Here is a 20,418-nt window from a genome sequence, read left to right on the forward strand (position 1 = left end):
CGATAGGCTCGTCGTCGTGACTGACACCCCAGGCGCCCTGCTGGGCCCGGCCGAGATCCGGGACCTGGCAGGGCGCTTGGGCATTCGTCCCACGAAGACGCTCGGTCAGAACTTCGTGATCGACGGCGGGACGGTGCGCAAGATCGTCCGCTCCGCCGGCGTGGTCGCGGGGGAGCGTGTGGTCGAGATCGGTCCGGGTCTCGGTTCTCTCACCCTCGGGCTGCTCGAGGCGGGCGCGAGCCTGGTGGCGGTCGAGATCGATCCGGTGCTGGCCGGGGCGTTGCCCGCGACGGTCGCCGCGCACCTCCCGGAGGTCGCCGGGACCGACCGCTTCACCGTCGTCACCGCCGACGCGCTCGAGGTCACCGAGCTGCCGGGTGCCGCGCCGACGGCCCTCGTCGCCAACCTGCCGTACAACGTGTCCGTCCCGGTGCTGCTGACGTTCCTCGAGCGGTTCCCGTCGCTCGAGCGCGTGCTCGTGATGGTGCAGGCCGAGGTGGCGGACCGGCTCGCTGCGCCGCCGGGGAGCCGCACGTACGGCGTGCCGTCCGCCAAGGTGGCCTGGTACGCATCGGCGCGCAGGACGTCCACGGTGGCGCGCTCGGTGTTCTGGCCGGTTCCGAACGTCGACTCCGCGCTGGTCCGGCTGGAGCGGCGGGAACCGCCTCGGACGACGGCGTCGCGTGCCGAGGTCTTCGCCGTGGTCGACGCGGCGTTCGCCCAGCGCCGCAAGATGCTCCGGTCGGCGCTCGGCACGCTCGCCGGGTCGGTCGAGATCGCCGAGGCCGCGTTGCGTGCCGCCGGTGTCGATCCGCAGACGCGCGGCGAGCGGCTCGACATCGAGGCCTTCACCCGGGTCGCTGAGGCGCTCGCCGCCGGCGCACCGACGTCCCGCCGACCTGGCACAGTGGGCACGTGAGCCTCCCCGTGACGCGTGCCGACCGTGAGGTCCGGGTGCGCGCGCCCGGCAAGGTCAACCTGTCCTTGCGGGTCGGCCCGCGTCGCCGCGACGGCTACCACCCGGTCTCGACGGTGTACCAGGCGGTGTCCCTCTACGAGGACGTGGTCGCGCGCCCCGGGGAGGGGTTCGAGGTCACGGTCTCCGGTCCGCACGCGGAGCGGGTGCCGACGGATGCGAGCAACCTGGCGCTGCGGGCCGCGCACCTGCTGGCCGACCGGGCCGGTGTCGTCGACGGTGTGCACATCCACCTGCACAAGGGGGTCCCGGTCGCCGGTGGCATGGCCGGCGGGTCCGCCGACGCCGCGGCCGCTTTGGTGGCCTGTGACGCGCTGTGGGACACCGGGCTGGCCCGTGAGGAGCTGGCCCGGCTTGCCGCGGTGCTCGGCGCCGACGTCCCGTTCGCACTGATGGGGCACGTCGCCGTCGGGTCCGGTCGTGGGGACCTGCTCACACCGGCACTCACCCGCGGCGAGTACCACTGGGCGTTCGCGGTCCGCGACTCGGGTTTGTCGACGGCCGACGTCTACCGGACGTTCGACGAGCTGGTGCCGGACGGCGCGAGCCTGGACGCCGACGCCGACAGCACGGTGCTGCGTGCGGTGCGTGCGGGCGACCCGGCGGCCCTCGGCGCTGCGCTGCACAACGACCTCCAGGTGGCGGCGCTCGAGCTCGCCCCGGAGCTCGCGGAGACCATCGACGTCGCGATCGACGCCGGGGCGCTCGGGGCGATCGTCTCGGGGTCGGGGCCGACCGTCGCCGCGCTCGCGCGCAGCCGTCAGCACGCGGTGATGATCGCGGCGGCGTTCACGGCGTCGGACGTCGCCGACTCGGTCGTCACGGCCGTCGGCGCGGTGGGCGGTGCGCGCGTCGTCCCGAGCGGCCTCCTCGACTAGCTCGCCCCCCGAGGCGGCGCACGTCCCGACCACCAGCACCGACCGACTACCAGCACCGACCGACCACCAGCACCGACCGACCACCAGCACCGACCGACCACCAGCACCGACCGACCACCAGTACCCACCCGACCAGCATCAGACGGACAGGACGGCATGGCACACCTGCTCGGAGCGGACGCGATCTCGCTCACCCTCGGTACCAGGACACTGCTCGACCGGGTGAGCCTGGGGATCGACGACGGTGCGCGGATCGGCGTCGTCGGACCGAACGGCGCGGGGAAGTCGACGCTCCTGCGGCTGCTCACCGGGCGCGGTGAGCCGGACGAGGGGCGTGTGACGATGGCCGGCGGCCTGGACGTCGTGCTCCTCGACCAGCGTGACGAGCTCCCGGCCGGGACAACGGTCCGCGAGCTCATCCACGGGACGGCCGACGAGCACACGTGGGCGACGGACCCCCGCATCCGGGACGTGCACGCGGGGCTGCTCGCCGACGTCGACCTCGCCGCCGACGTCGCGACGCTCTCCGGCGGACAGCGGCGGCGGACGGCCCTCGCGGCGCTCCTCGTCGGCGACCACGACGTGATCGCGCTGGACGAGCCGACCAACCATCTGGACGTCGAGGGTGTCGCGTGGCTCGCCGAGCACCTCAAGCGCAGGTTCGCCGGCTCGGGCGGGCAGGGGCGCGGGGCGCTCGTCGTCGTGACCCACGACCGCTGGTTCCTCGACGAGGTCTGCACGCGCATGTGGGAGGTCACCGGATCGGCCGGTGGTGGCGCGGTCGCGCAGTACGAGGGCGGGTACGCCGCGTACGTGCTCGCGCGCGCCGAGCGGGAGCGCAGCGCGGCCACGTCGGCGCAGAAGCGTGACAACCTGCTCCGCAAGGAGCTCGCCTGGCTCCGCCGCGGGGCACCGGCACGCACGTCCAAGCCGAAGTTCCGGCTCGACGCCGCGGCCGAGCTGATCGCGGACGAGCCTGCACCGCGGGACTCGCTCGAGCTCACCCGGATGGCGACGTCACGTCTCGGCAAGGACGTGCTGGACCTGGAGGACGTGACCCTCGCTTACCCGGGCAGCGACCCCCTGTTCCGGGACGTGACCTGGCGGCTCGGCCCCGGGGACCGCTACGGGGTCGTCGGCGTGAACGGGGCGGGCAAGACGACCCTGCTGCGGCTGCTGGCGGGTGAGATCGCCCCCGGCAGCGGCCGGGTCAAGCGCGGGAAGACCGTGAACGTCGCCCAGCTCACGCAGGACGTCGAGGAGCTCGGCGAGCTCGAGGACCTGGTGGTCGTCGAGGCCGTCGAACGTGAGCGGCGGTCGATCGTGGTCGGTGGCAAGGAGCTGACGGCCGCACAGCTCGTGGAGCGCCTCGGGTTCCCGCGCGAGCGGGCGCGCACCCGGGTCGGGGACCTCTCCGGCGGTGAGCGGCGGCGTCTGCAGCTCTTGCGGCTGCTCGTCGGCGAGCCGAACGTGCTGCTGCTCGACGAGCCGACGAACGACCTCGACACGGACACGCTCGCGGCGCTCGAGGACCTGCTCGACGGCTGGCCCGGGACGCTCGTCGTCGTGTCGCACGACCGGTACCTCCTCGAGCGGGTGTGCGACCGCCAGGTGGCGTTGCTCGGCGACGGCACGATCCGGGACCTTCCCGGCGGGGTCGAGGAGTACCTGCGCCTGCGACGCGCGGCACAGGCCGCGTCGGGGCCGCTCGCGCCCACCGGGCGCGTCGACGGGGCGCGGAACGACGACGCCGGTCCGAGCCAGGCCGAGGTGCGTGCGGCACGCAAGGAGCTCGCACGCCTCGAACGTCGGCTCGCGAAGATCGGCGAGCTCGAGCTGCGCCTGCACGAGCGGATGGCGGCCCAGGCCACGGACCACGAGGCCGTGCTCGCCCTGGACGCCGAGCTGCGGGCGCTCGCAGCCGAACGGGCCGAGCTCGAGGACGAGTGGATGGTCGTGGCCGAGGCGGCGGAGTGACCCGGGTGCGGTCGTGGTTCGCGAGCGACGCCGCACGCCTGCGGCTCGTGCTGGCCGTCGTGGCCGTCGCGACCTTCGCGATCAGGTTCGTCCCGCTGGTGGCGGCGGGCATGCTCCGCGCGGAGTACGGCTACGACGACGGCGTGCACCTCTCTCTCGCGGAGCACCTGATCGCCGGCCGGCTCCCGTACCGGGACGTGCTGTTCGTCCACCCGCCGGGCATCGTGCTCGCCCTCACCCCGGCGGCGGCCCTCGCGCGCGTGGTGGGCGACCCGTGGGCGCTCGCCGCGGGACGTCTGCTCGTCATGACGGTCGGCGTCCTGAACGCTGTCCTGATCGCGCGGATCCTGCGGCGGAGGGGACTGGTCGCGGCCCTGGTCGGCGGTCTGGGCTACGCGTTCTGGGGACCGGCGATCGCGGCGGAGCGCTCGATCTACCTCGAGCCCTTCATCGGGCTGGGTCTGCTGATCGCGTTCGCGGCCCTCGCGCGGCGGCACGACGCCCCGGCTCGTCCGGACGCGCCCACGAGCGGCAGCAGCACCCGGGATCACCGGCTGGCGGGCACCTCCGGCGTGCTCGCAGGGCACGGCATGCGCGCGGGGCGCGGCGTGCTCACGGAACACAGTGCTCTCGCGGTCGCCGGGATCGCCCTCGGGGTCGCGGCGACCTTCAAGGTGTGGGTCGTGCTGGACCTGACCGTGGTGGGTTTCCTGGTCCTGGCCCGTCACGGGGTGCGCGGGGCCGTCCGATGGGTCGGATGGGTGCTGGTCGGTCTCACGCCGATCGTGCTCCCGTTCGCGTGGGCGGCGCCGCGGGCGATGTGGGACGACGTCGTCCTCGCGCAGATCGGCCGCCCCCGGACCGCCGGGCTCCTGCACGAGCGGCTCGCGGAGCTCGGCCCCGCGGGAGTCGCAGGGGTGTGCGTCGCGCTGGTCGTGCTGGCGGCGGTCGCGCTCGGGATCGCCGGAAGGCGTCGTCGCGCGTCCGGCACCACCGGCTCCCGCCGTACCGGCGGGCTGCACATGAGGCCACCGTCGCAGTGGTCCGACCCGGCGTGGTGGGCCGTCGCCGGGGTGGTGCACCTGGCGGCGCTGGTCGGGGCCCCCAGCTACTACCTGCACTACACGGCGTTCCTCGCGCCGCCGGCGTGCCTGCTCGCCGGTGCCGCCGTCGGCGCGCTGAGCGCGCGCGCACGCCGCTCGTGGGGCGTGGTGGCCCGACGTGCGGGGGCCGGCGGTCTCGTCCTCGCGCTCGCCGGACTCGCGCTCACGTTCCCGGCGCTCCCGTCCGGACCGCGCGAGGACCGTGCCCTGCTCGCCGCTCTGACGCGGACGGGGTGCACGTGGTCGGAGAACCCGAGCTACCTCCTGGTGGCGGACGCGCAGACGCGGATGATCGCCGAGGGATGCCCGGGGCAGCCGGACCTCTTCGGGACGGTGATGACCGAGCGCGGCGGCTACCCGGTGCCGGGCATCGTCGACCCCTCGGAGAGCGTCGCGCAGATGGTCGCGAGGCAGGTCGCCGCGAGCCGGACGGTCCTGCTGCCGGTGGGGGGACCGGAGTCGTGGCTGGCGCCGGTCCTCGGGCAGGACGTCAGCGACGGGTTCACGCGCGTGGCCACGACGGGGGGCATCGCGGTGTGGCAGCGCGTGGGCGGCTGAGTCCTGACGCGCCCTGACGCGCCCTGACTCGGCGGGGTCAGACCGCGTCGAACGGCGCGACGAGCCGTCGGAGCAGCGAGGCGAGCGTCTCGCGCTCGGCCGGCTCCAGGGTGCCGAGCAGCCGGTGCTCGACCTCGAGCAGGTCGGCCATCGCCGCGTCGACGCCGCGGCGGCCCTTCTCCGTGAGCTCGACGATGACGCCGCGACGGTCGTCCGGAGCCGGCCGCCGCACCACGAGACCGCGCTGCGCGAGCCGGTCGATGCGGTTGGTCATCGTGCCGCTCGTGACGAGGGTCTGCGTCAGGAGGGCGCCGGGGGAGAGCTGGTAGGGGCGGCCGGCGCGTCGAAGCGCGGACAGCACGTCGAACTCCCACGTGTCGAGGTGGTGCCGGGCGAACGAGCCGCGACGGGCGAGGTCGAGGTGTCGCGCGAGGCGGCTCACCCGGGACAGGACGGTCAGCGGCTCGACGTCGAGGTCGGGGCGCTCCCTTGCCCACGCGGCGACGATCCGGTCGACCTCGTCGGCGCCGTCCGGCTGCCGGCTCTGCCGTGTCGTCATCCTGTGAGGTTACTCGACGTCGAGATACCCGGGCCGTGACCTCGGGCCCAGGTGGGCGCGGTGTCGCGCGCCGTCAGGACTCGTACGGCAGGGTCGGCCGGCGCTCCATGCCGGACAGCCCGTTCCACGCCAGGTTGACGAGGTGCGCGGCGACGTCGGCCTTCTTCGGCGACCGTGCGTCGAGCCAGTACTGCCCGGTGAGCGCCACCATGCCGACCAGCATCTGCGCGTACAGCGGTGCGGTGCGCGGGTCGAGCCCCCGGCGCTTGAACTGGTCGGCGAGCAGGTGCTCGACCTGTGTCGCGACATCGCCGATCAGGCTCGAGAACGTCCCGGTCGCCTGGGCGACGGGTGAGTCACGGACGAGGATGCGGAAGCCGTCGGTCGACGTCTCGATGTACGTGAACAGGGCGAGGGCGGTCCGCTCCACGAGCTGCTTCGGGTGCCCGCCGGCGGCGAGCGCATCTGTCAACGCCCCGGTGAGCGCCTGGATCTCGCGGTCGACGACCACCGCATAGATCCCTTCCTTCCCCCGAAGTGCTCGTACACGACCGGCTTGGACACCTCGGCGCGGGTCGCGATCTCCTCGACGCTCGTGCCCTCGAACCCCTTCTCGGCGAAGAGCCCCCGGCTGACCTCGAGGAGCTGTGCCCGTCGTTGGGCGCCTGTCATGCGGGAGCGTGTGGGTCGTTTCGGGTCCGAGGTCACCCGGCCATCATGACAGCGACGTCCACCGCCGTGGGGTGCTGGCAGACTTGTGACCCGGTCCCGACGATGTCGGTGGCCGTTCCGCCCTGGTGTAACGGCAGCACGCAGGCCTTTGGTGCCTTGCAGTCCGGGTTCGAATCCTGGGGGCGGAGCGCCAGGTCGGCGACCCGACCGGCTCATCGCCCTCCGGCGCGGCGGTAGAGTGCTCCTGCGCCAGATCCGCAGCCCGGGGCGTCCGACCTCGGGCAGATCCGTCGGGAGTCCCGCAACGTGACCTACCCCCGCCCCGCCGCCGTCGTCGTCCTCGCCGCAGGTGAAGGCACCCGGATGCGCTCGGCCACACCGAAGGTCCTGCACACCCTGGCGGGTCGGTCGATGCTCGGTCACGCCCTCGCCGCGGCGCGGTCGCTCGACCCCGAGAGGGTCGTCGTCGTCGTGCGCCACGGGCGCGAGGCGGTCGCTTCTCATGCGCTCGAGGTCGACGCGGACGTGCTGGTCGCGGACCAGGACGACATCCCCGGGACCGGGCGGGCCGTGCAGTGCGGCCTCAGCACGCTCGACGCCGCCGCGGACGCCGCCCTCGTCGGCGACGCCGCGCCGCCGGAACCGGTCGTCGGCGAGGTCGCCGGAGCCGTCGTCGTCATGGCCGGCGACATCCCGCTGCTCGACGGCGCGACGCTGTCGTCGCTGCTCGACGCTCACACGACCGGCGGCCATGCCGTGACGGTCCTGACCACGGAGGTCGAGGACCCGACCGGCTACGGACGGATCCTTCGTGACGGTGACGGCGGGCCCGACGTCACGGCGATCGTGGAGGAGAAGGACGCGGACGAGGCTCAGCGCGCGGTGCGCGAGATCAACTCGTCGGTGTACGTGTTCGACGCCGCCGTGCTCCGTGGGTGCCTCGGCCGGCTCGACCGGGACAACGCGCAGGGCGAGGTCTACCTCACCGACGTCCTGGCGTTGGCACGCGCGGACGGCGGGCGGGTGCGTGCAGTCCGTGTCGACGACCCGGTCCTCGTCGAGGGGGTCAACGACCGCGCGCAGCTCGCGGTGCTCCGCGCCGAGCTCAACCGTCGGATCCTGCGGCGATGGATGCTCGAGGGCGTCACGGTCGTCGACCCGGCGACGACCTGGGTCGACGTCGACGTCACGCTCGCACGGGACGTCACGCTGCTCCCGGGCACCCAGCTGCACGGTGCGACGGTCGTGGGCGAGCGGGCGACGATCGGGCCGGACACGACGTTGACCGACGTGGAGGTCGGCGCAGGCGCGACGGTCGTACGGACGCACGGCTCGCTCTCGGTGATCGGCGACGACGCGACGGTCGGTCCGTTCGCCTACCTCCGCCCTGGTTCCGTGCTCGGCTCGGGCGGCAAGATCGGGACGTTCGTCGAGGTCAAGAACGCCCAGATCGGCGCTGGGTCGAAGGTGCCGCACCTGTCGTACGTCGGCGACGCGACGATCGGTGAGCGGACGAACATCGGCGCGGCGAGCGTGTTCGTCAACTACGACGGCGTGAACAAGCACCGCACGACGATCGGCTCGTACGCCCGCACGGGTGCCGACAACATGTTCGTCGCACCTGTCACGGTCGGTGACGGCGCCTACACGGGTGCTGGCAGCGTGATCCGCCGCAACGTCCCGCCGGGCGCCCTGGGGGTCTCCCAGGGGGCGCAGCGCAACATCGAGGGCTGGGTCCTCCGTGCGCGTGCCGGCACCCCGGCAGCGCTCGCGGCGGAACGGGCCCTCGCGGCGGCGGACCCGCTCGACGGGCTCTCCCCGCAGGCGCGGGCCGAGCGTGAGCGCGCGGGCCGCGTCGCCGCCGCACCGACGCCACCCCCTTCGCTTCCGGATCAGCACCCTGAGCTCCCGGACCACCTGCCGACCGACGGCAGCCTGCCGGTCTCCGGCGCCGCTCCGACCACGAAGGACACATCACGATGAGCGGGATCATCTCCCACGACGGCGAGAAGCGACTGGTCCTGGTCGGAGGTCGTGCCCACCCGGAGCTCGCCGCCGCCGTGGCTGCCGAGCTCGGCACGGACCTGGTGCCGACCACCGCGTACGACTTCGCCAACGGTGAGATCTACGTGCGGTTCGGGGAGTCCGTGCGCGGCTGCGACACGTTCGTGCTGCAGAGCCACGCGGTGCCGATCAACCAGTGGATCATGGAGCAGCTGATCATGGTCGACGCGCTGAAGCGTGCGTCGGCGAAGACCATCACGGTCGTGGCGCCGTTCTACGGCTACGCCCGGCAGGACAAGAAGCACCGGGGTCGCGAGCCGATCTCCGCGCGCCTGGTTGCGGACCTGTTCCGCACGGCGGGCGCGCACCGGCTCATGAGCGTCGACCTCCACACCGCGCAGATCCAGGGGTTCTTCGACGGACCGGTCGACCACCTGATGGCGCTGCCGCTGCTCGCGGACTACGTCCGACGCCGTGTCGACAGCTCCCGGCTGACCGTCGTGTCCCCCGACGCGGGGCGGGTGCGCCTCGCCGACCAGTGGTCCGACCGTCTGGGCGCGCCGCTGGCGATCATCCACAAGCGTCGTGACCCGAGTGTCCCGAACCAGGTGAAGGTCCACGAGCTCGTCGGCCAGGTCGAGGGGCGGACCTGCGTGATCGTCGACGACATGATCGACACGGCCGGGACGATCGTGCAGGCGGCCGACGCGTTGTTCGAGAACGGCGCCGCCGACGTGATCGTGGCGTCGACGCACGCGGTGCTCTCCGGGCCCGCGGTCGACCGGCTGAAGAACTCGCGGATCAGCGAGGTCGTCGTGTCCGACACGCTGCCGATCCCGGAGGACCGGCGCTTCCCGCAGCTCACCGTCCTGTCGATCGCGCCGCTCGTCGCACGGGCGATCCGCGAGGTGTTCGATGACGGCTCCGTCACGTCGCTGTTCGACGGGCAGGCCTGAACCGCAGGGTTCGTCGCGGTGCCAGGGACCAGGTAGACTCCTCAGGTTGCCTCGGCGAGGGACGTCGGACGGTCTGGCCGGACCCGACTCCGTGATCGACTGGGTGGTCGCCTCCGCGTGCCCGTCCTGACTCCCGCGTCGAAGCCACCACCGACTCAGCAGCAGTTCACCACCACCATCGTCTTGGGAGTTCTCGTGTCCGAGGTCAAGCTCGTCGCCACCACCCGCACCGACTTCGGCAAGGGCGCCGCGCGCCGGACCCGCCGCGCGGGCCGCATCCCCGCCGTCCTGTACGGGCACGGCTCGGACCCGCTGCACGTCTCCCTCCCGGGCCACGAGACCTTCCTCGCGCTCAAGCACGCGAACGCGCTCTACGGCGTCGAGATCGACGGCAAGAAGATCCTCGCGATCATCAAGGACGTCCAGCGCGAGCCGGTGCGCCAGGTCATCGAGCACATCGACATGCAGATCGTCACGAGCGGCGAGACGGTCTCGGTCGAGGTGCCGGTGACGATCGTGGGCGAGTCGGCCCCAGGCACGATCCACTTCGTGGAGCTCCAGACGCTGAACCTGGAGGCCGAGGCGACGCATCTCCCGGATCACATCGAGGTCTCGATCGAGGGACTCGAGGCCGGCACGCAGATCCACGCCGGCGACGTCGTTCTCCCCACGGGTGCGGTTCTCGGCGACGACCCGACCGCGGTGGTCGTCACGATCGCCGTGCCGCAGGGCAGCGAGGAGCCGGCCGACGAGGCCGCCGACGCCGTCTGACCGCGACAGCGCAAGGCCGTCGACAGCACGACCCGACGACCTCTCCGGCGCCCGGTACCGTCAGGTGCCGGGCGTCGGTGCGTCCGGGAGCGGTCCGCGCCGACTGCCTCCGGGCCGAGAGGCCGACGACACCGACGAACCTGCGAGAGGATCACGGCGCCCCGCGCCCGGACCCTGTGAGGATGTGAGATGAGCGACCAGCCCTGGCTCGTCGTCGGGCTCGGCAACCCGGGGCCGCAGTATGCCGGCAACCGCCACAACGTCGGCCAGATGGTGCTGGACGAGCTGGGCGGTCGCTCGCAGACGTCGTTCGCGCTGCGGACCACGCGCGGGACGCGGTCGGGTGTCGCGGAGACGCGCCTCGGGGTGCTGCCCGGGGGTGCGCCGGGCGCGCGGGTCGTCCTGGCGAAGCCGGTCACCTACATGAACACCTCCGGTGGCCCCGTCGCGGCGCTCGCGCACTACTTCGGCGTCACGGCGGACCAGGTCGTGGCGGTGCACGACGACCTCGACATCCCGTTCGGGGAGGTCCGGCTCAAGCGCGGCGGCGGCGAGGGCGGGCACAACGGTCTGCGTGACATGTCGAAGGCGCTCGGGACCAAGGACTACCTCCGGGTCCGGGTCGGCATCGGGCGCCCCCCGGGGCGGATGGACGCAGCGGACTACGTCCTGCGCGACTTCGCTGCCGCCGAGCGCAAGGACCTCGGCTGGCTCGTCGATGCTGCTGCGGACGCCGTCGAGCTGCTCGTCACCGAGGGGCTCGAGAAGGCCCAGCTGCGGTTCCACACGAAGGCGTAGACCTGGGCGGGTCACAGCGCCGTCACAGTACTACGCGGAACGGGTGAAATCGGGCATTCAGTACATACACGGCGCGCTCTGAGCATTAGCCTCTTCTCATTCACCCGAGCAAGGGGAGGCGACGTGACGCTAGCGGCGGATCGGCGCCCGGGTCGAACCGGCGGAGAGCAGGACAGCCTCGACGCGGCCCTCGGCGTGCAGGCCTCGCGGGCCGAGGCGGCGGAGCGGCGCCGCGCGGCACTCGGTCGCCGCGTGTCGTGGGCGTCGAGCCGCCCCTTCGAGATCGACTCGGCGGAGCGGGAGCACGCCAGACGCGGCCAGAGCTGGCACGAGCAGGAGGTGACGTACCTCCTGTCGACGCTCGCGCGCGACATCGTGCTGTGCACCTTCGTCCCGACGACGGTGCTGTTCCTGATCCACGGGACCTCTGCCCTGCAGCTGTGGTGGGGCGTCGCGATCGGTCTGGTCTTCGTCGCGATGATCGCCGTCGAACGTGGCTACGAACGCACCGGTCTCGGCGACGGTCCGCTCGAGTTCGAGGCGGTGCTCCGCGGTGGCGGGCTCACCGCCGCTGCACTTGCGCTCCTCTCGGTCACCTTCAAGATCGAGGTGCCCCGCACGGTGATGTTCGGGGCGCTGCCGCTGGTGGTCTGCGTCCTGCTGTTCGCGCGTCACTTCAACCGGCGCGCACTGCACCGTCGGCGCGCACACGGCGACGCGATGAAGTCGACACTGGTGGTGGGCGACGTCGCCTCGGTGGACCGGGTGATCTCGGACCTCCGGAGCGCGCCCTACCACGGGTACAAGATCGCCGGGCTGTGCGTGCCGTCGCTCGATGTTCTCCCGCGCACCGAGGACGTTCCGCTGCTCGGTACCCTCTCGGACATCCCGCAGGTCGTGGTCGACGGGGGATTCGACGTCGTCATCGTGACGGGGGCAGAGCTGAGCGGCCAGGCGCTCCGCCGCCTCTCCTGGGCGCTGCAGCGCACGCAGGCAGAGCTGGTGGTCGCGCCCGGACTCGTCGAGGTGTTCGGACCGCGGGTCTCGCTCGAACCCACCGTCGGCCTGTCCCTCATCCACGTGCGCCACACAGAGTCGTCGAAGGTTCGAGTGCTCTGCAAGCGTGGCTTCGACATCGGCCTGGCGTTCGCTGCGCTGGTCGCCTGCGCGCCGCTGTTCCTGATCATCGGTCTCGCCGTCCGACTGACGAGCCGTGGACCGGTGTTCTTCCGCCAGACCCGGGTCGGCAAGGGAGGAACCACCTTCTCCATGCTCAAGTTCCGCAGCATGGTCGAGGACGCAGAGGCACGGCTCGCCGAGCTCCAGAGTCGCAACGAGGCGGAAGGCCCGCTCTTCAAGCTGGACGACGACCCGCGCGTCACGCGCGTCGGGAGGTTCCTGCGCAAGCACTCGCTCGACGAGCTTCCTCAGCTCATCAACGTGGTCCGTGGCGAGATGGCACTGGTGGGGCCACGGCCACCGCTCCCGCGGGAGGTCGAGCAGTACGGTGAGGCGATGCGTCGCCGCCTCCTCGTGAGGCCTGGAGCGACCGGCCTGTGGCAGATCTCCGGTCGGACCGAGCTCTCGTGGGAGGATGCCGTCAAGCTCGACCTGCGGTACGTCGAGAACTGGTCGATCGCCCTCGACCTGATGATCCTCTGGAAGACGGTCAATGTCGTGATCGGTGGTCATGGCGGTCGTTGAGCCGGTTGCGCTCGCGCACGACTACGCCACCCAGCGGGGCGGCGCAGAGCGCGTGGCCCTCGTCATGGCGGAGGCGTTCCCAGGCGCACCGATGTACACGACCCTGTTCGACAGGGCCGGGACCTTCCCGGAGTTCGGTGAGGTCGCGCTGCGCCCCGCGGGCATCAACCGGATCGGGCTGCTGCGTCGGCACCACCGGCTGGCGCTCCCGCTGCTGGCGCCCGCGGTCTCCGGCCGGCGCATCGAGGCCGAGGTGCTTCTCGCGAGCTCGTCAGGCTGGGCCCATGGATATCGGGGCGCAGAGCGGACCGTCGTGTACTGCCACGCGCCGGCACGGTGGCTCTACCAGCGGGATCGGTACCTCGGCGGCTCGTCGGGGTCGGGCGGCACGGACCGGATGCGCGGCGCTGTGGCGGGGATGGCGATCGGTGCGCTCGCCCCGGCGCTCCTGCGCTGGGATCGCCGCGCCGCTGCACGCGCCGATCTCTACCTCGCCAACTCGACCGTCACCCAGCGGGCCATCCGGGCCGCGTACGGCATCGAGGCCGAGGTCCTGCCTCCGCCCCCCCGCGATGCTGCCCGTCGGGGCGGAGACACCGGTGGCGGGGATCGAGCCCGGCTACCTGCTGTGCGTCGCGCGCCTCCTGCCCTACAAGAACGTCGACGTCGTGATCGAGGCGGCGCTGGAGCTCGGCCAGCGGCTCGTGGTCGTCGGGGACGGGCCGGACCGGGCGCGCCTCGAGCTGTTGGCGCGAGCGGGCGGAGAGAGTCGCAGGGGTTCGGCAGCCGTGACGCTCGTGGGGCGCGTCGATGATCCAGAGCTGCGTTGGCTGTACCACCACGCGGGCCTGCTCGTCGCAGCATCGTACGAGGACTACGGGCTCTCGCCGCTCGAGGCAGCAGCGTTCGGTCGACCGGCTGTGGTGCTGCGCGATGGCGGGTACCTTGACACTGTCGTCGAGAGTGTCACCGGCACGTTCTTCGATGCCCCGCACCCGCACCTCGTCGCCGCAGCGATCGAGGAGGCGAGCAGGCATGCGTGGGATGATGGGGCGCTGAGCTCGCACGTCGAGACGTTCGCGACCCCGCGGTTCGTCCACCGGCTCCGCGAGGTGGTCAAGGCGCAGCGCGGTCTCGTGGGCGGTGCGAGTGGCGTGGCAGGGGAGAGGAACCCGTGACAGTTCGGGAGTTCGTCCGCACGGTCGTCGCCGGGAAGTACTACGTGGTCGCGGCCGTGGTTCTCGTGGTCGCCGGCACGCTCCTGTACCTGGGCCGGCAGCAGACCGTGTACGAGTCCACCGCCGTCGTGCACCTGAACTCGGCCGATCCTGCGGCAGGATCGAGCCAGTCGACGGGGCCGGTGACGGTGACCACGGACCCGACGATCGTGACGTCCGAGCCGGTGGCGGCTGAGGCGGCCACGCTGCTCGGGACGTCCGAGGACCCGACGGCTCTCGCGGGATCGGTCCAGGCGATCTACAGCTCCAGCCTCCTCACCGTAGGAGTGAGCGCACGTGCGTTCACGCCGCAGGACGCGGTCAGCCGGGCCAACGCGTTCGCCCAGGCCTACGTCGCCTATCTACCGACCGTGCTCGACGGTCAGGTCGCCGTCCTCGACAAGCGCCGGGACGCGTTGCGCAGCCAGCTCGATGCCGTCGACACGCAGATCGCCGCCGCACCCAACGACCCGCTCGCAGGGGCTGAACGCACCAGCATCATCAACCAGTACCAGACGATCTCGGCGCAGCGCAGCGTCCTCGAGACGATCGTGACGCCCGGACAGGTGATGACGGCCGCGACGGGGGCGTCGCCGCTCGGTCTCTCCTCGACGGTTGCGCTTGCGCTCGCCGCGATGCTCGGACTGACGGTGGGGGTCGGGCTAGCGTTCGCGCGGCGAGGACTCGACATCCGGGTGCGCAGTGCCGCAGACGCATCGGGACTTGCCGGGTCTCCCGTGCTTGCGGAGCTCTACGGTGTCGGAGCCGCCGATCGGGAGTTCCGGCACAGTCGCTCGCTGCCGGTCTCGAGTCGGAGCGCGTCGCCCTACACGGAGTCCATCCGTGAGCTCCGGACGTCCGTGCAGGTGGCGATGGGAGCACTGTCGAACGCGGTGGTCGTCGTGACGGCGGCCGACCCGCACGCGCCACGCTCGTTCATCACGGCGAACCTTGCGGCGTCGTTCGCGCTGAGCGGGCGGCAGACGATCGCCGTGTCCGGGGACCTGCGGCGTCCCCAGCTCGAGCGGTTGCTCCCGCCACCTGAGGACTGGCACGGGGCGCCTCACGAGCTCCGCCCGACGCTCGTCCCGAACTTGAGCGTCTTCCCGATCCACGACGAGGAGATGGATCCCGCCGACTTCCTGGCGACCGATGTCGTGCGCATGATCGTCGAACGGTTGCGCGGCGAGGCGGCGGTCGTGGTGATCGATGCGCCACCGGTGCTCGCCGCCGCGGATGCCACGATCCTCGGCGGCTACGCGAACGGGGTGGTTCTCGTCGCGGCGGCCGGGAGGACCGACCGCGTCGTGCTGGCCGAGGCGGCTGACAGGTTGCGGGTCAACAACGTCCCGCTCGCCGGGATCGCACTTGCGGGTGTGAAGAGCGACCGGCGGATGCTCTACGCCTCGACGTACGACGTCGGGCAGCAGGAAGGTGAGGACGACCTGGCGATCGCGTGGTTGGACACGCCCTCGGGACGGGTCGCGGCGAACGACCTCGAGGAGCCCGGAGCCGGTGTTCGCGTCTCGGTGGCCGACGCCCCGACCGACCAGGTGCAGGACGCCGGTGACCGGGACGCTGAGGGTGCGAGCGGGCGGACCTCTCCTCGGCACCCATGACACCTGCCACGCCGTCGCTGCGGGTCCTGCTGGTCGACCACACCGCCGAGCTCGGCGGGGCGGAGCTCGCCCTTGTCCGCCTGTGTGCTGCGCTCGGGGACGATGTCGACGTGAGGTGCCTGCTGTTCCAGGACGGTGAGCTCCGGGTCGCCCTCCGAGACCTGGGGATCGAGGTCGACGTCCTCCCGCTCTCCCGGTCGGTGCAGTCCGTCGACCGGCGCCGCGCGGGGCGAGTCTCGTGGCCGAACGCGGCAAGGGCTGCGCAGGTCGTGCCGTTCTTGTGGAGGCTCACACGTCACCTTCGGCGCGAGCGACCGGACGTCGTCCACACGACCTCGCTCAAGGCCGACCTGCTGACCCTGATCCCGGCGGCCGTCACCCGGACTCCCCTGGTGTGGCACGTCCACGACAGGATCAGTCCGGACTACCTCCCCACGACCCTGGTGCGGTCGGTGAGGTGGCTCGCGAGGTTCCCCCGCGAGGTCGTGGTGAACTCCCGAGCGACTGCTGGGACACTCCCACGGTCGACGACGGTCGCCTACCCGGGCTTCGCCCCGGAGCAAGGGATCGTACCGTCGCGCGAGATCCCGGCGCGCGGCTCGACCCCGGTGATCGGCCTCATCGGACGGATCAGCCCGACCAAGGGGCAGCTCGAGTTCGTGCGTGCCGCGGCGGTCGTGCGGGAGTCCTACCCGCACGCGGAGTTCCGCATCATCGGCGCGCCGACGTTCGGTGCCGAGGAGTACGCGGCGGCGGTACGCCGGGAGGCGGAGCATCTCGGAGTAGCCGACCGGGTCACGTGGGTCGGTTCGGTCGAGGACACGGCGTCCGAGCTCGACCGGATGACGATCTGTGTGCACGCCTCTCCGGTGCCCGAGCCGTTCGGTCAGGTCGTGGTCGAGGCGATGATCCGAGGGGTGCCGGTCGTCGCGACCGCCGAAGGAGGTGTCCCGGAGATCCTCCGACCTGTGCACGAGCCGCTCGGGTCCCTCGTGCCGGCCGGTGACGTCGCGGCGATCAGTGCCGCCGTCCTGGAGATCCTCGACGACCCCCGGGCAGCGGCGGTCCGTGCCGAGCACGCACGGAGCGAGGCCTACCGGCTGTTCCCGATCGCGAGGACGGCCGAGGTCGTCACCGAGGTGTGGAGGCGGGCGGTGCGATCCGCTCGATGACGGCGCGCATCAGCGCTGCCTGATCGCGCCAGACCGGTATCGGCATCTCCGTCATGGTGGGGTCGTGCACGGTCGGCCCTGTGCGTGGAACGCCCGCGACGGGTACGAGGGCGCGGGCGACCGCCGTCGCGAAACCGTCTGCGTCGACAACGGTCAAGAGAGGATCGTTGCCGTCCCGGAACCCCGCGACAGGTGTGGCCACGACGGGCCTGCGGACGGCGCGGTACTCGTAGAGCTTGATCGGGTCGAGGCTCTCGGTGAAGTCGTTGACGACATGGGGGACGAGGAGGACGTCGGCGTGCTGAAGGTACGCCGGGATCTTGTCCCAGGGGCGCGGTCCGAGGATGACGACGCCGTCCTCCTGCAGGGCTCGATAGTCCTCGCGCGTCAGATCGACCACCGGCCCGACGAGGACCACCGATGCGGATTCGCCGAGCGTGCGTGCCGTGGCACGAGCCGCGTCGACGTCGAACCGGTCCGGATGCACGGTGCCGACGTAGACGGCGGTGGACCCGGGGGAAGGTCGGCAGGGCGAGCCTGGGGCGTGCGATAGCGGTCGAGGTCGACGCCGTTGGTGATGAGCGTCACCGTCCGGTCCGTGCTCTTCGAGGTGGCGAGATGTTCCGAGCAGACGGTGATCTCGGCGCAGCGCTCGAGGAGGATCCTCTCGTCGGCGACAAGACGCCGGTGCTCGTCGGGGGTCCGCTCGGCTGCGAGCCAGTCGTCGGTGATGTCGTAGAGCGCTGGCCACCCTGACTCCACGACGAGTGTCGCGGCACTCGGATCGTTCACCCACAGCACGGGTGCTCCGAGGTCGAGTCGCCGAGCCATCCGTCGGACGGCACGGGCGCCCCGGCGGTCGACGTGACGGTCGATCTTGCGAGGAAGCCACTTCGTCGGTTCGAACCGCCACAGGTGATCGGGTGCGACACCGTCGACGTCCGGGCCGGGCCGGAGCCCGCGTCCGAGGAACAGGCCACGACCTCGCCGTGACCGGTCTCCCCGTCGGATGGCGTGCAGGGGATCGTAGGCAGGCTCGACGAACACCACACAGAGCTCGGGGTCCGCCCGCAGGAGCTCGGCGACCAGGTACTGGTTGCGACGCCAGATCTCGTCCCAGGCCTCGAGGGAGACAAGAACGATGGCGTGGTCGACGGCACCGCTCGACCAGGAGTCGCGTCGGCGTCCCGGTCGGTGCGTGGCAGCGCGCTCCGACGTCCGCCGGGTCATGGCGCCCCTTCGGTCATCGGCAGGACGCTCCGGTACACGGCGTCGGTGGCGGCGACCTGTGCCGCGGGGGTGAAGTCGGAGAGCTGGACCGCGGCGGCCGCTCGTGCATAGGTGTCTCGGCGCTCCGGCGAGTGGGCGAGCTCCGCCAGCTGTGCGCCTGCGCGCTCGATGTCGGCGGGCGGGTACAGCCCGAGCGGGTCGACACCGCTGAGGAGCTCGAGATGGCCGCCGGCCGCTGCGGCGACGACGGGAAGGCCGCTCGCCATCGCCTCCAGGACCGTCAGTCCGAATCCTTCGATCGGGCACGACGCGAGGAGGAGACCGGCATGGGCCATGAGGTCCTCCACATCGGACCGGGCGCCGAGGAGTCTCGTCGCCGACCGAAGCCCCGACGCCGTGATGAGCCGGTCGAGCTCGTCTCGTTGACTGCCGTCGCCGGCGATGTCGAGCCGCCACCCGGATTCGACGAGACCGGAGGCGGCGAAGGCCCTGATCGCCAGGTCGGTGCGCTTCTCCGGCTCGAGTCGCTGCGCGACAAGGACCACCTGGTCGCGCGCGGATGCCTGCGGCGCGTCCCGTCGGCCGTCGATGCCAGGGTGGACGACCACGCTGGACCCGTCGACGTGGTCGGCGACGTAGTGGCTGATCGCGATCTGGGCCGCGACGCCGTGGCGCGCTATGGCACTCACGACACGTGCGGTCGGGCCGCGTCCGCGGTGGCTCGCGAAGTGTCGCGTGGTGACGACCGGTGGCACCCGCCCCGGGGCGAGCGATGCCAGGGTCGCAGCGATCTCCGCGGCCGTCATGTGCACGTGCAGGATGTCGGAGTCGGCAGCCGCGCGCCGAAGTGCCCGTGCGACTGCGAGCGTCGTCCGCGCCGGACGGGCCTCCACGGAGGAGGCACCGACGGCGGCAGTCATCCTCATCGGGTCTCCTCCGATGACCGTGACCGCATGACCTGCCGCGGCCTGCGCGCAGGCGAGCCGTGCGACGTGCCGCTCGACCCCCGCGAAGCCGTCGGACCGGACGGCGTGGGTGATCCTCATCCCGGCTCCTGAGTGGCGCGGTGCCCGTGGCGATCGGGAGGAGGGCCCTGCACCTCGCCGAGAGGCGCACGACCGAGGGAGGAGAAGAGGTCGAGGTAGCGACGTGACACCTCGCGCCACGAGTGTGCCTCGGCCGCGGCCCGGGCCGCGGTGGCCAGCTGGTCGGCGTCCATTCCCGTGAGCTCGCGAGCGGCGGCCGCGATGCGAGGGGCGAGCGGCTCGACGACGAACCCGTTGACACCGTCCGTGACGACCTGCGGCACGCACCCCACCGGAGTGGCGATCACCGGCATGCCGCAGGCAAGAGCCTCGAGGACGACGAGCCCGTAGGACTCGTAGCTGCTGGGGAACACGAAGATGTCGCAGGCACGGAACGCCGGGAGAGGGTCGTCGACCTGGCCGACGAGTCGAACGCGAGAGGCGAGCGCCCGGGCCTCCACCTGGGTCCTCAGGTGGTCGACCATGTCATCGGTGCCACCGACGACCACGAGGTGGAACCGGTGCGGGAGCAGGTCGAGGGCGTCGAGGACTTTCGGCAGGCCCTTGCGCTCATACTCGTGACCGACGAACAGCAGCCCGACGGCGTCGTCCCCGAGGTCCAGGTCAGCCCTCGCCCGCGCCCGTTCGGCGGCTGACGGCGGACGGTAGCCGTCGACGTCGACACCGTTCCCGATGACGACCGTGCGCGGTCGAAGCCGTGGGTAGGTGGCGCGCAGGGCGACATCCTCCTCGTCCACGAGGTTGACGACGACGCGATGCACCGCGGAGCTGTAGCGCACGGTGTCACGGGTGGCGATGAACAGGTGCATCGGGTTGCGGAGCATCCGCAGCACGTACCGGCCGCGCGCCCTCATGGCGGCCTGAAGGATCCCGTGGTTGACGTAGACGTCTCCGGCGAGAGCGTCGTTGTGGCAGATGGAGACCGTCCCGGGCGAGCGGCGCAGGCGACGCCGGGCAAGGTGGGTGCCGATCGTCGAGAACCAGATCACCCGAGCGGCGAGCGCCACCTTCCCTGTCACGCCGGGACCCGGAACCGGGATCCAGGCGCCGTGCGCGTCCTCGAGCGTGAACCGGCTGACGTCGTGCCCCTCGGCCTCCCACGCGGACTCGAGGTGGTGCGCGACGGCCCCGACACCCGTGCCCGGGCCGATCACCGGTGCGATCTGGAGGATTCTCAT

At 72.0% G+C, this 20,418-nt stretch carries 17 protein-coding genes, 1 tRNA gene and 1 pseudogene; 13 read left to right on the forward strand and 6 right to left on the reverse strand.

What is annotated here, in order from left to right:
• Positions 1 to 16 precede the first annotated feature (16 nt).
• The 4 genes from rsmA (at position 17) to LJB74_RS14970 (ending at position 5,492) form a co-directional block, all read left to right on the forward strand.
• Positions 17 to 919, forward strand: a complete 903-nt coding sequence (gene rsmA, locus LJB74_RS14955; protein WP_259309290.1) for a 16S rRNA (adenine(1518)-N(6)/adenine(1519)-N(6))-dimethyltransferase RsmA — start codon at positions 17 to 19, stop codon at positions 917 to 919.
• The gene (locus LJB74_RS14960; RefSeq protein WP_259309291.1) at positions 916 to 1,854 is read left to right on the forward strand and encodes a 4-(cytidine 5'-diphospho)-2-C-methyl-D-erythritol kinase; all 939 of its coding nucleotides are present in this window, start codon (positions 916 to 918) and stop codon (positions 1,852 to 1,854) included. The genes rsmA and LJB74_RS14960 overlap by 4 nt, the downstream gene beginning before the upstream one ends.
• A gap of 156 nt (positions 1,855 to 2,010) precedes the next feature.
• Positions 2,011 to 3,831 (forward strand): ABC-F family ATP-binding cassette domain-containing protein, encoded by a 1,821-nt coding sequence (locus LJB74_RS14965; protein ID WP_259309292.1) that lies wholly within the window; start codon positions 2,011 to 2,013, stop codon positions 3,829 to 3,831.
• A 5-nt stretch (positions 3,832 to 3,836) separates the two neighbouring features.
• Complete coding sequence (locus tag LJB74_RS14970) at positions 3,837 to 5,492, forward strand: hypothetical protein (protein WP_259309293.1); 1,656 nt, start codon at positions 3,837 to 3,839, stop codon at positions 5,490 to 5,492.
• Between the two features lie 37 nt (positions 5,493 to 5,529).
• Here the strand turns inward: LJB74_RS14970 and LJB74_RS14975 are convergent, their stop codons facing one another.
• A complete protein-coding gene (locus tag LJB74_RS14975; RefSeq protein ID WP_259309294.1) occupies positions 5,530 to 6,051 on the reverse strand; it encodes a MarR family winged helix-turn-helix transcriptional regulator in 522 nt (173 codons plus the stop codon).
• Positions 6,052 to 6,124: 73 nt separating this feature from the next.
• Positions 6,125 to 6,723: pseudogene (locus LJB74_RS14980) on the reverse strand (TetR/AcrR family transcriptional regulator).
• Between the two features lie 116 nt (positions 6,724 to 6,839).
• Between LJB74_RS14980 and LJB74_RS14985 the strand changes: the two are divergent.
• The 9 genes from LJB74_RS14985 (at position 6,840) to LJB74_RS15025 (ending at position 16,964) form a co-directional block, all read left to right on the forward strand.
• Positions 6,840 to 6,911: transfer RNA gene (locus LJB74_RS14985), tRNA-Gln, on the forward strand.
• A 118-nt stretch (positions 6,912 to 7,029) separates the two neighbouring features.
• Positions 7,030 to 8,706, forward strand: coding sequence for a bifunctional UDP-N-acetylglucosamine diphosphorylase/glucosamine-1-phosphate N-acetyltransferase GlmU (gene glmU / locus LJB74_RS14990; RefSeq protein WP_259309295.1), 1,677 nt, complete (start codon positions 7,030 to 7,032; stop codon positions 8,704 to 8,706).
• On the forward strand, positions 8,703 to 9,683 hold the full coding sequence (locus LJB74_RS14995) for a ribose-phosphate diphosphokinase (protein ID WP_259309296.1): 981 nt from the start codon (positions 8,703 to 8,705) through the stop codon (positions 9,681 to 9,683). Before glmU ends, LJB74_RS14995 begins: the two co-directional genes overlap by 4 nt.
• 195 nt (positions 9,684 to 9,878) lie before the next feature.
• Entirely contained in the window at positions 9,879 to 10,454 is a 576-nt protein-coding gene (locus LJB74_RS15000; RefSeq protein WP_259309297.1) for a 50S ribosomal protein L25/general stress protein Ctc, read from the forward strand.
• 189 nt (positions 10,455 to 10,643) lie between these two features.
• A complete protein-coding gene (gene pth, locus LJB74_RS15005; RefSeq protein WP_259309298.1) occupies positions 10,644 to 11,252 on the forward strand; it encodes an aminoacyl-tRNA hydrolase in 609 nt (202 codons plus the stop codon).
• A 123-nt stretch (positions 11,253 to 11,375) separates the two neighbouring features.
• Positions 11,376 to 12,956, forward strand: a complete 1,581-nt coding sequence (locus tag LJB74_RS15010; RefSeq protein WP_259309299.1) for a sugar transferase — start codon at positions 11,376 to 11,378, stop codon at positions 12,954 to 12,956.
• Positions 12,957 to 13,555: 599 nt separating this feature from the next.
• Positions 13,556 to 14,134, forward strand: a complete 579-nt coding sequence (locus tag LJB74_RS15015) for a glycosyltransferase (protein ID WP_259309300.1) — start codon at positions 13,556 to 13,558, stop codon at positions 14,132 to 14,134.
• Positions 14,131 to 15,792, forward strand: coding sequence for a CpsD/CapB family tyrosine-protein kinase (locus tag LJB74_RS15020; protein WP_259309301.1), 1,662 nt, complete (start codon positions 14,131 to 14,133; stop codon positions 15,790 to 15,792). Before LJB74_RS15015 ends, LJB74_RS15020 begins: the two co-directional genes overlap by 4 nt.
• Positions 15,789 to 16,964 carry a glycosyltransferase gene (locus tag LJB74_RS15025; protein ID WP_259309302.1) on the forward strand — a complete coding sequence of 392 codons (1,176 nt, stop codon included), beginning with the start codon at positions 15,789 to 15,791 and terminating at the stop codon, positions 16,962 to 16,964. The genes LJB74_RS15020 and LJB74_RS15025 overlap by 4 nt, the downstream gene beginning before the upstream one ends.
• Here LJB74_RS15025 and LJB74_RS15030 read toward each other — a convergent pair.
• From LJB74_RS15030 to LJB74_RS15045, 4 genes are read right to left on the reverse strand one after another with little or no spacing between them, the layout of a single operon-like run.
• A complete protein-coding gene (locus tag LJB74_RS15030) occupies positions 16,924 to 17,451 on the reverse strand; it encodes a glycosyltransferase (RefSeq protein ID WP_259309303.1) in 528 nt (175 codons plus the stop codon). The two genes, LJB74_RS15025 and LJB74_RS15030, sit on opposite strands and share 41 nt — an antisense overlap.
• Complete coding sequence (locus LJB74_RS15035; RefSeq protein ID WP_259309304.1) at positions 17,352 to 18,194, reverse strand: hypothetical protein; 843 nt, start codon at positions 18,192 to 18,194, stop codon at positions 17,352 to 17,354. Before LJB74_RS15035 ends, LJB74_RS15030 begins: the two co-directional genes overlap by 100 nt.
• Positions 18,191 to 19,240 (reverse strand): glycosyltransferase family 4 protein, encoded by a 1,050-nt coding sequence (locus LJB74_RS15040; protein WP_259309305.1) that lies wholly within the window; start codon positions 19,238 to 19,240, stop codon positions 18,191 to 18,193. Before LJB74_RS15040 ends, LJB74_RS15035 begins: the two co-directional genes overlap by 4 nt.
• The gene (locus LJB74_RS15045; RefSeq protein ID WP_259309306.1) at positions 19,237 to 20,418 is read right to left on the reverse strand and encodes a glycosyltransferase family 4 protein; all 1,182 of its coding nucleotides are present in this window, start codon (positions 20,416 to 20,418) and stop codon (positions 19,237 to 19,239) included. The genes LJB74_RS15040 and LJB74_RS15045 overlap by 4 nt, the downstream gene beginning before the upstream one ends.

Source organism: Cellulomonas sp. P24, assembly GCF_024704385.1.
GTDB lineage: Bacteria > Actinomycetota > Actinomycetes > Actinomycetales > Cellulomonadaceae > JAJDFX01.

Bases quoted from the DNA above. Each gene is read 5' to 3' on its own strand.
- LJB74_RS14965 (WP_259309292.1), top strand. From the start codon at position 2,011: ATGGCACACCTGCTCGGAGCGGACGCGATCTCGCTCACCCTCGGTACC.
- LJB74_RS14975 (WP_259309294.1), bottom strand. From the start codon at position 6,051: ATGACGACACGGCAGAGCCGGCAGCCGGACGGCGCCGACGAGGTCGAC.
- LJB74_RS14995 (WP_259309296.1), top strand. From the start codon at position 8,703: ATGAGCGGGATCATCTCCCACGACGGCGAGAAGCGACTGGTCCTGGTC.
- pth (WP_259309298.1), top strand. From the start codon at position 10,644: ATGAGCGACCAGCCCTGGCTCGTCGTCGGGCTCGGCAACCCGGGGCCG.
- LJB74_RS15025 (WP_259309302.1), top strand. From the start codon at position 15,789: ATGACACCTGCCACGCCGTCGCTGCGGGTCCTGCTGGTCGACCACACC.
- LJB74_RS15035 (WP_259309304.1), bottom strand. From the start codon at position 18,194: ATGACCCGGCGGACGTCGGAGCGCGCTGCCACGCACCGACCGGGACGC.
- LJB74_RS15040 (WP_259309305.1), bottom strand. From the start codon at position 19,240: ATGAGGATCACCCACGCCGTCCGGTCCGACGGCTTCGCGGGGGTCGAG.
- LJB74_RS15045 (WP_259309306.1), bottom strand. From the start codon at position 20,418: ATGAGAATCCTCCAGATCGCACCGGTGATCGGCCCGGGCACGGGTGTC.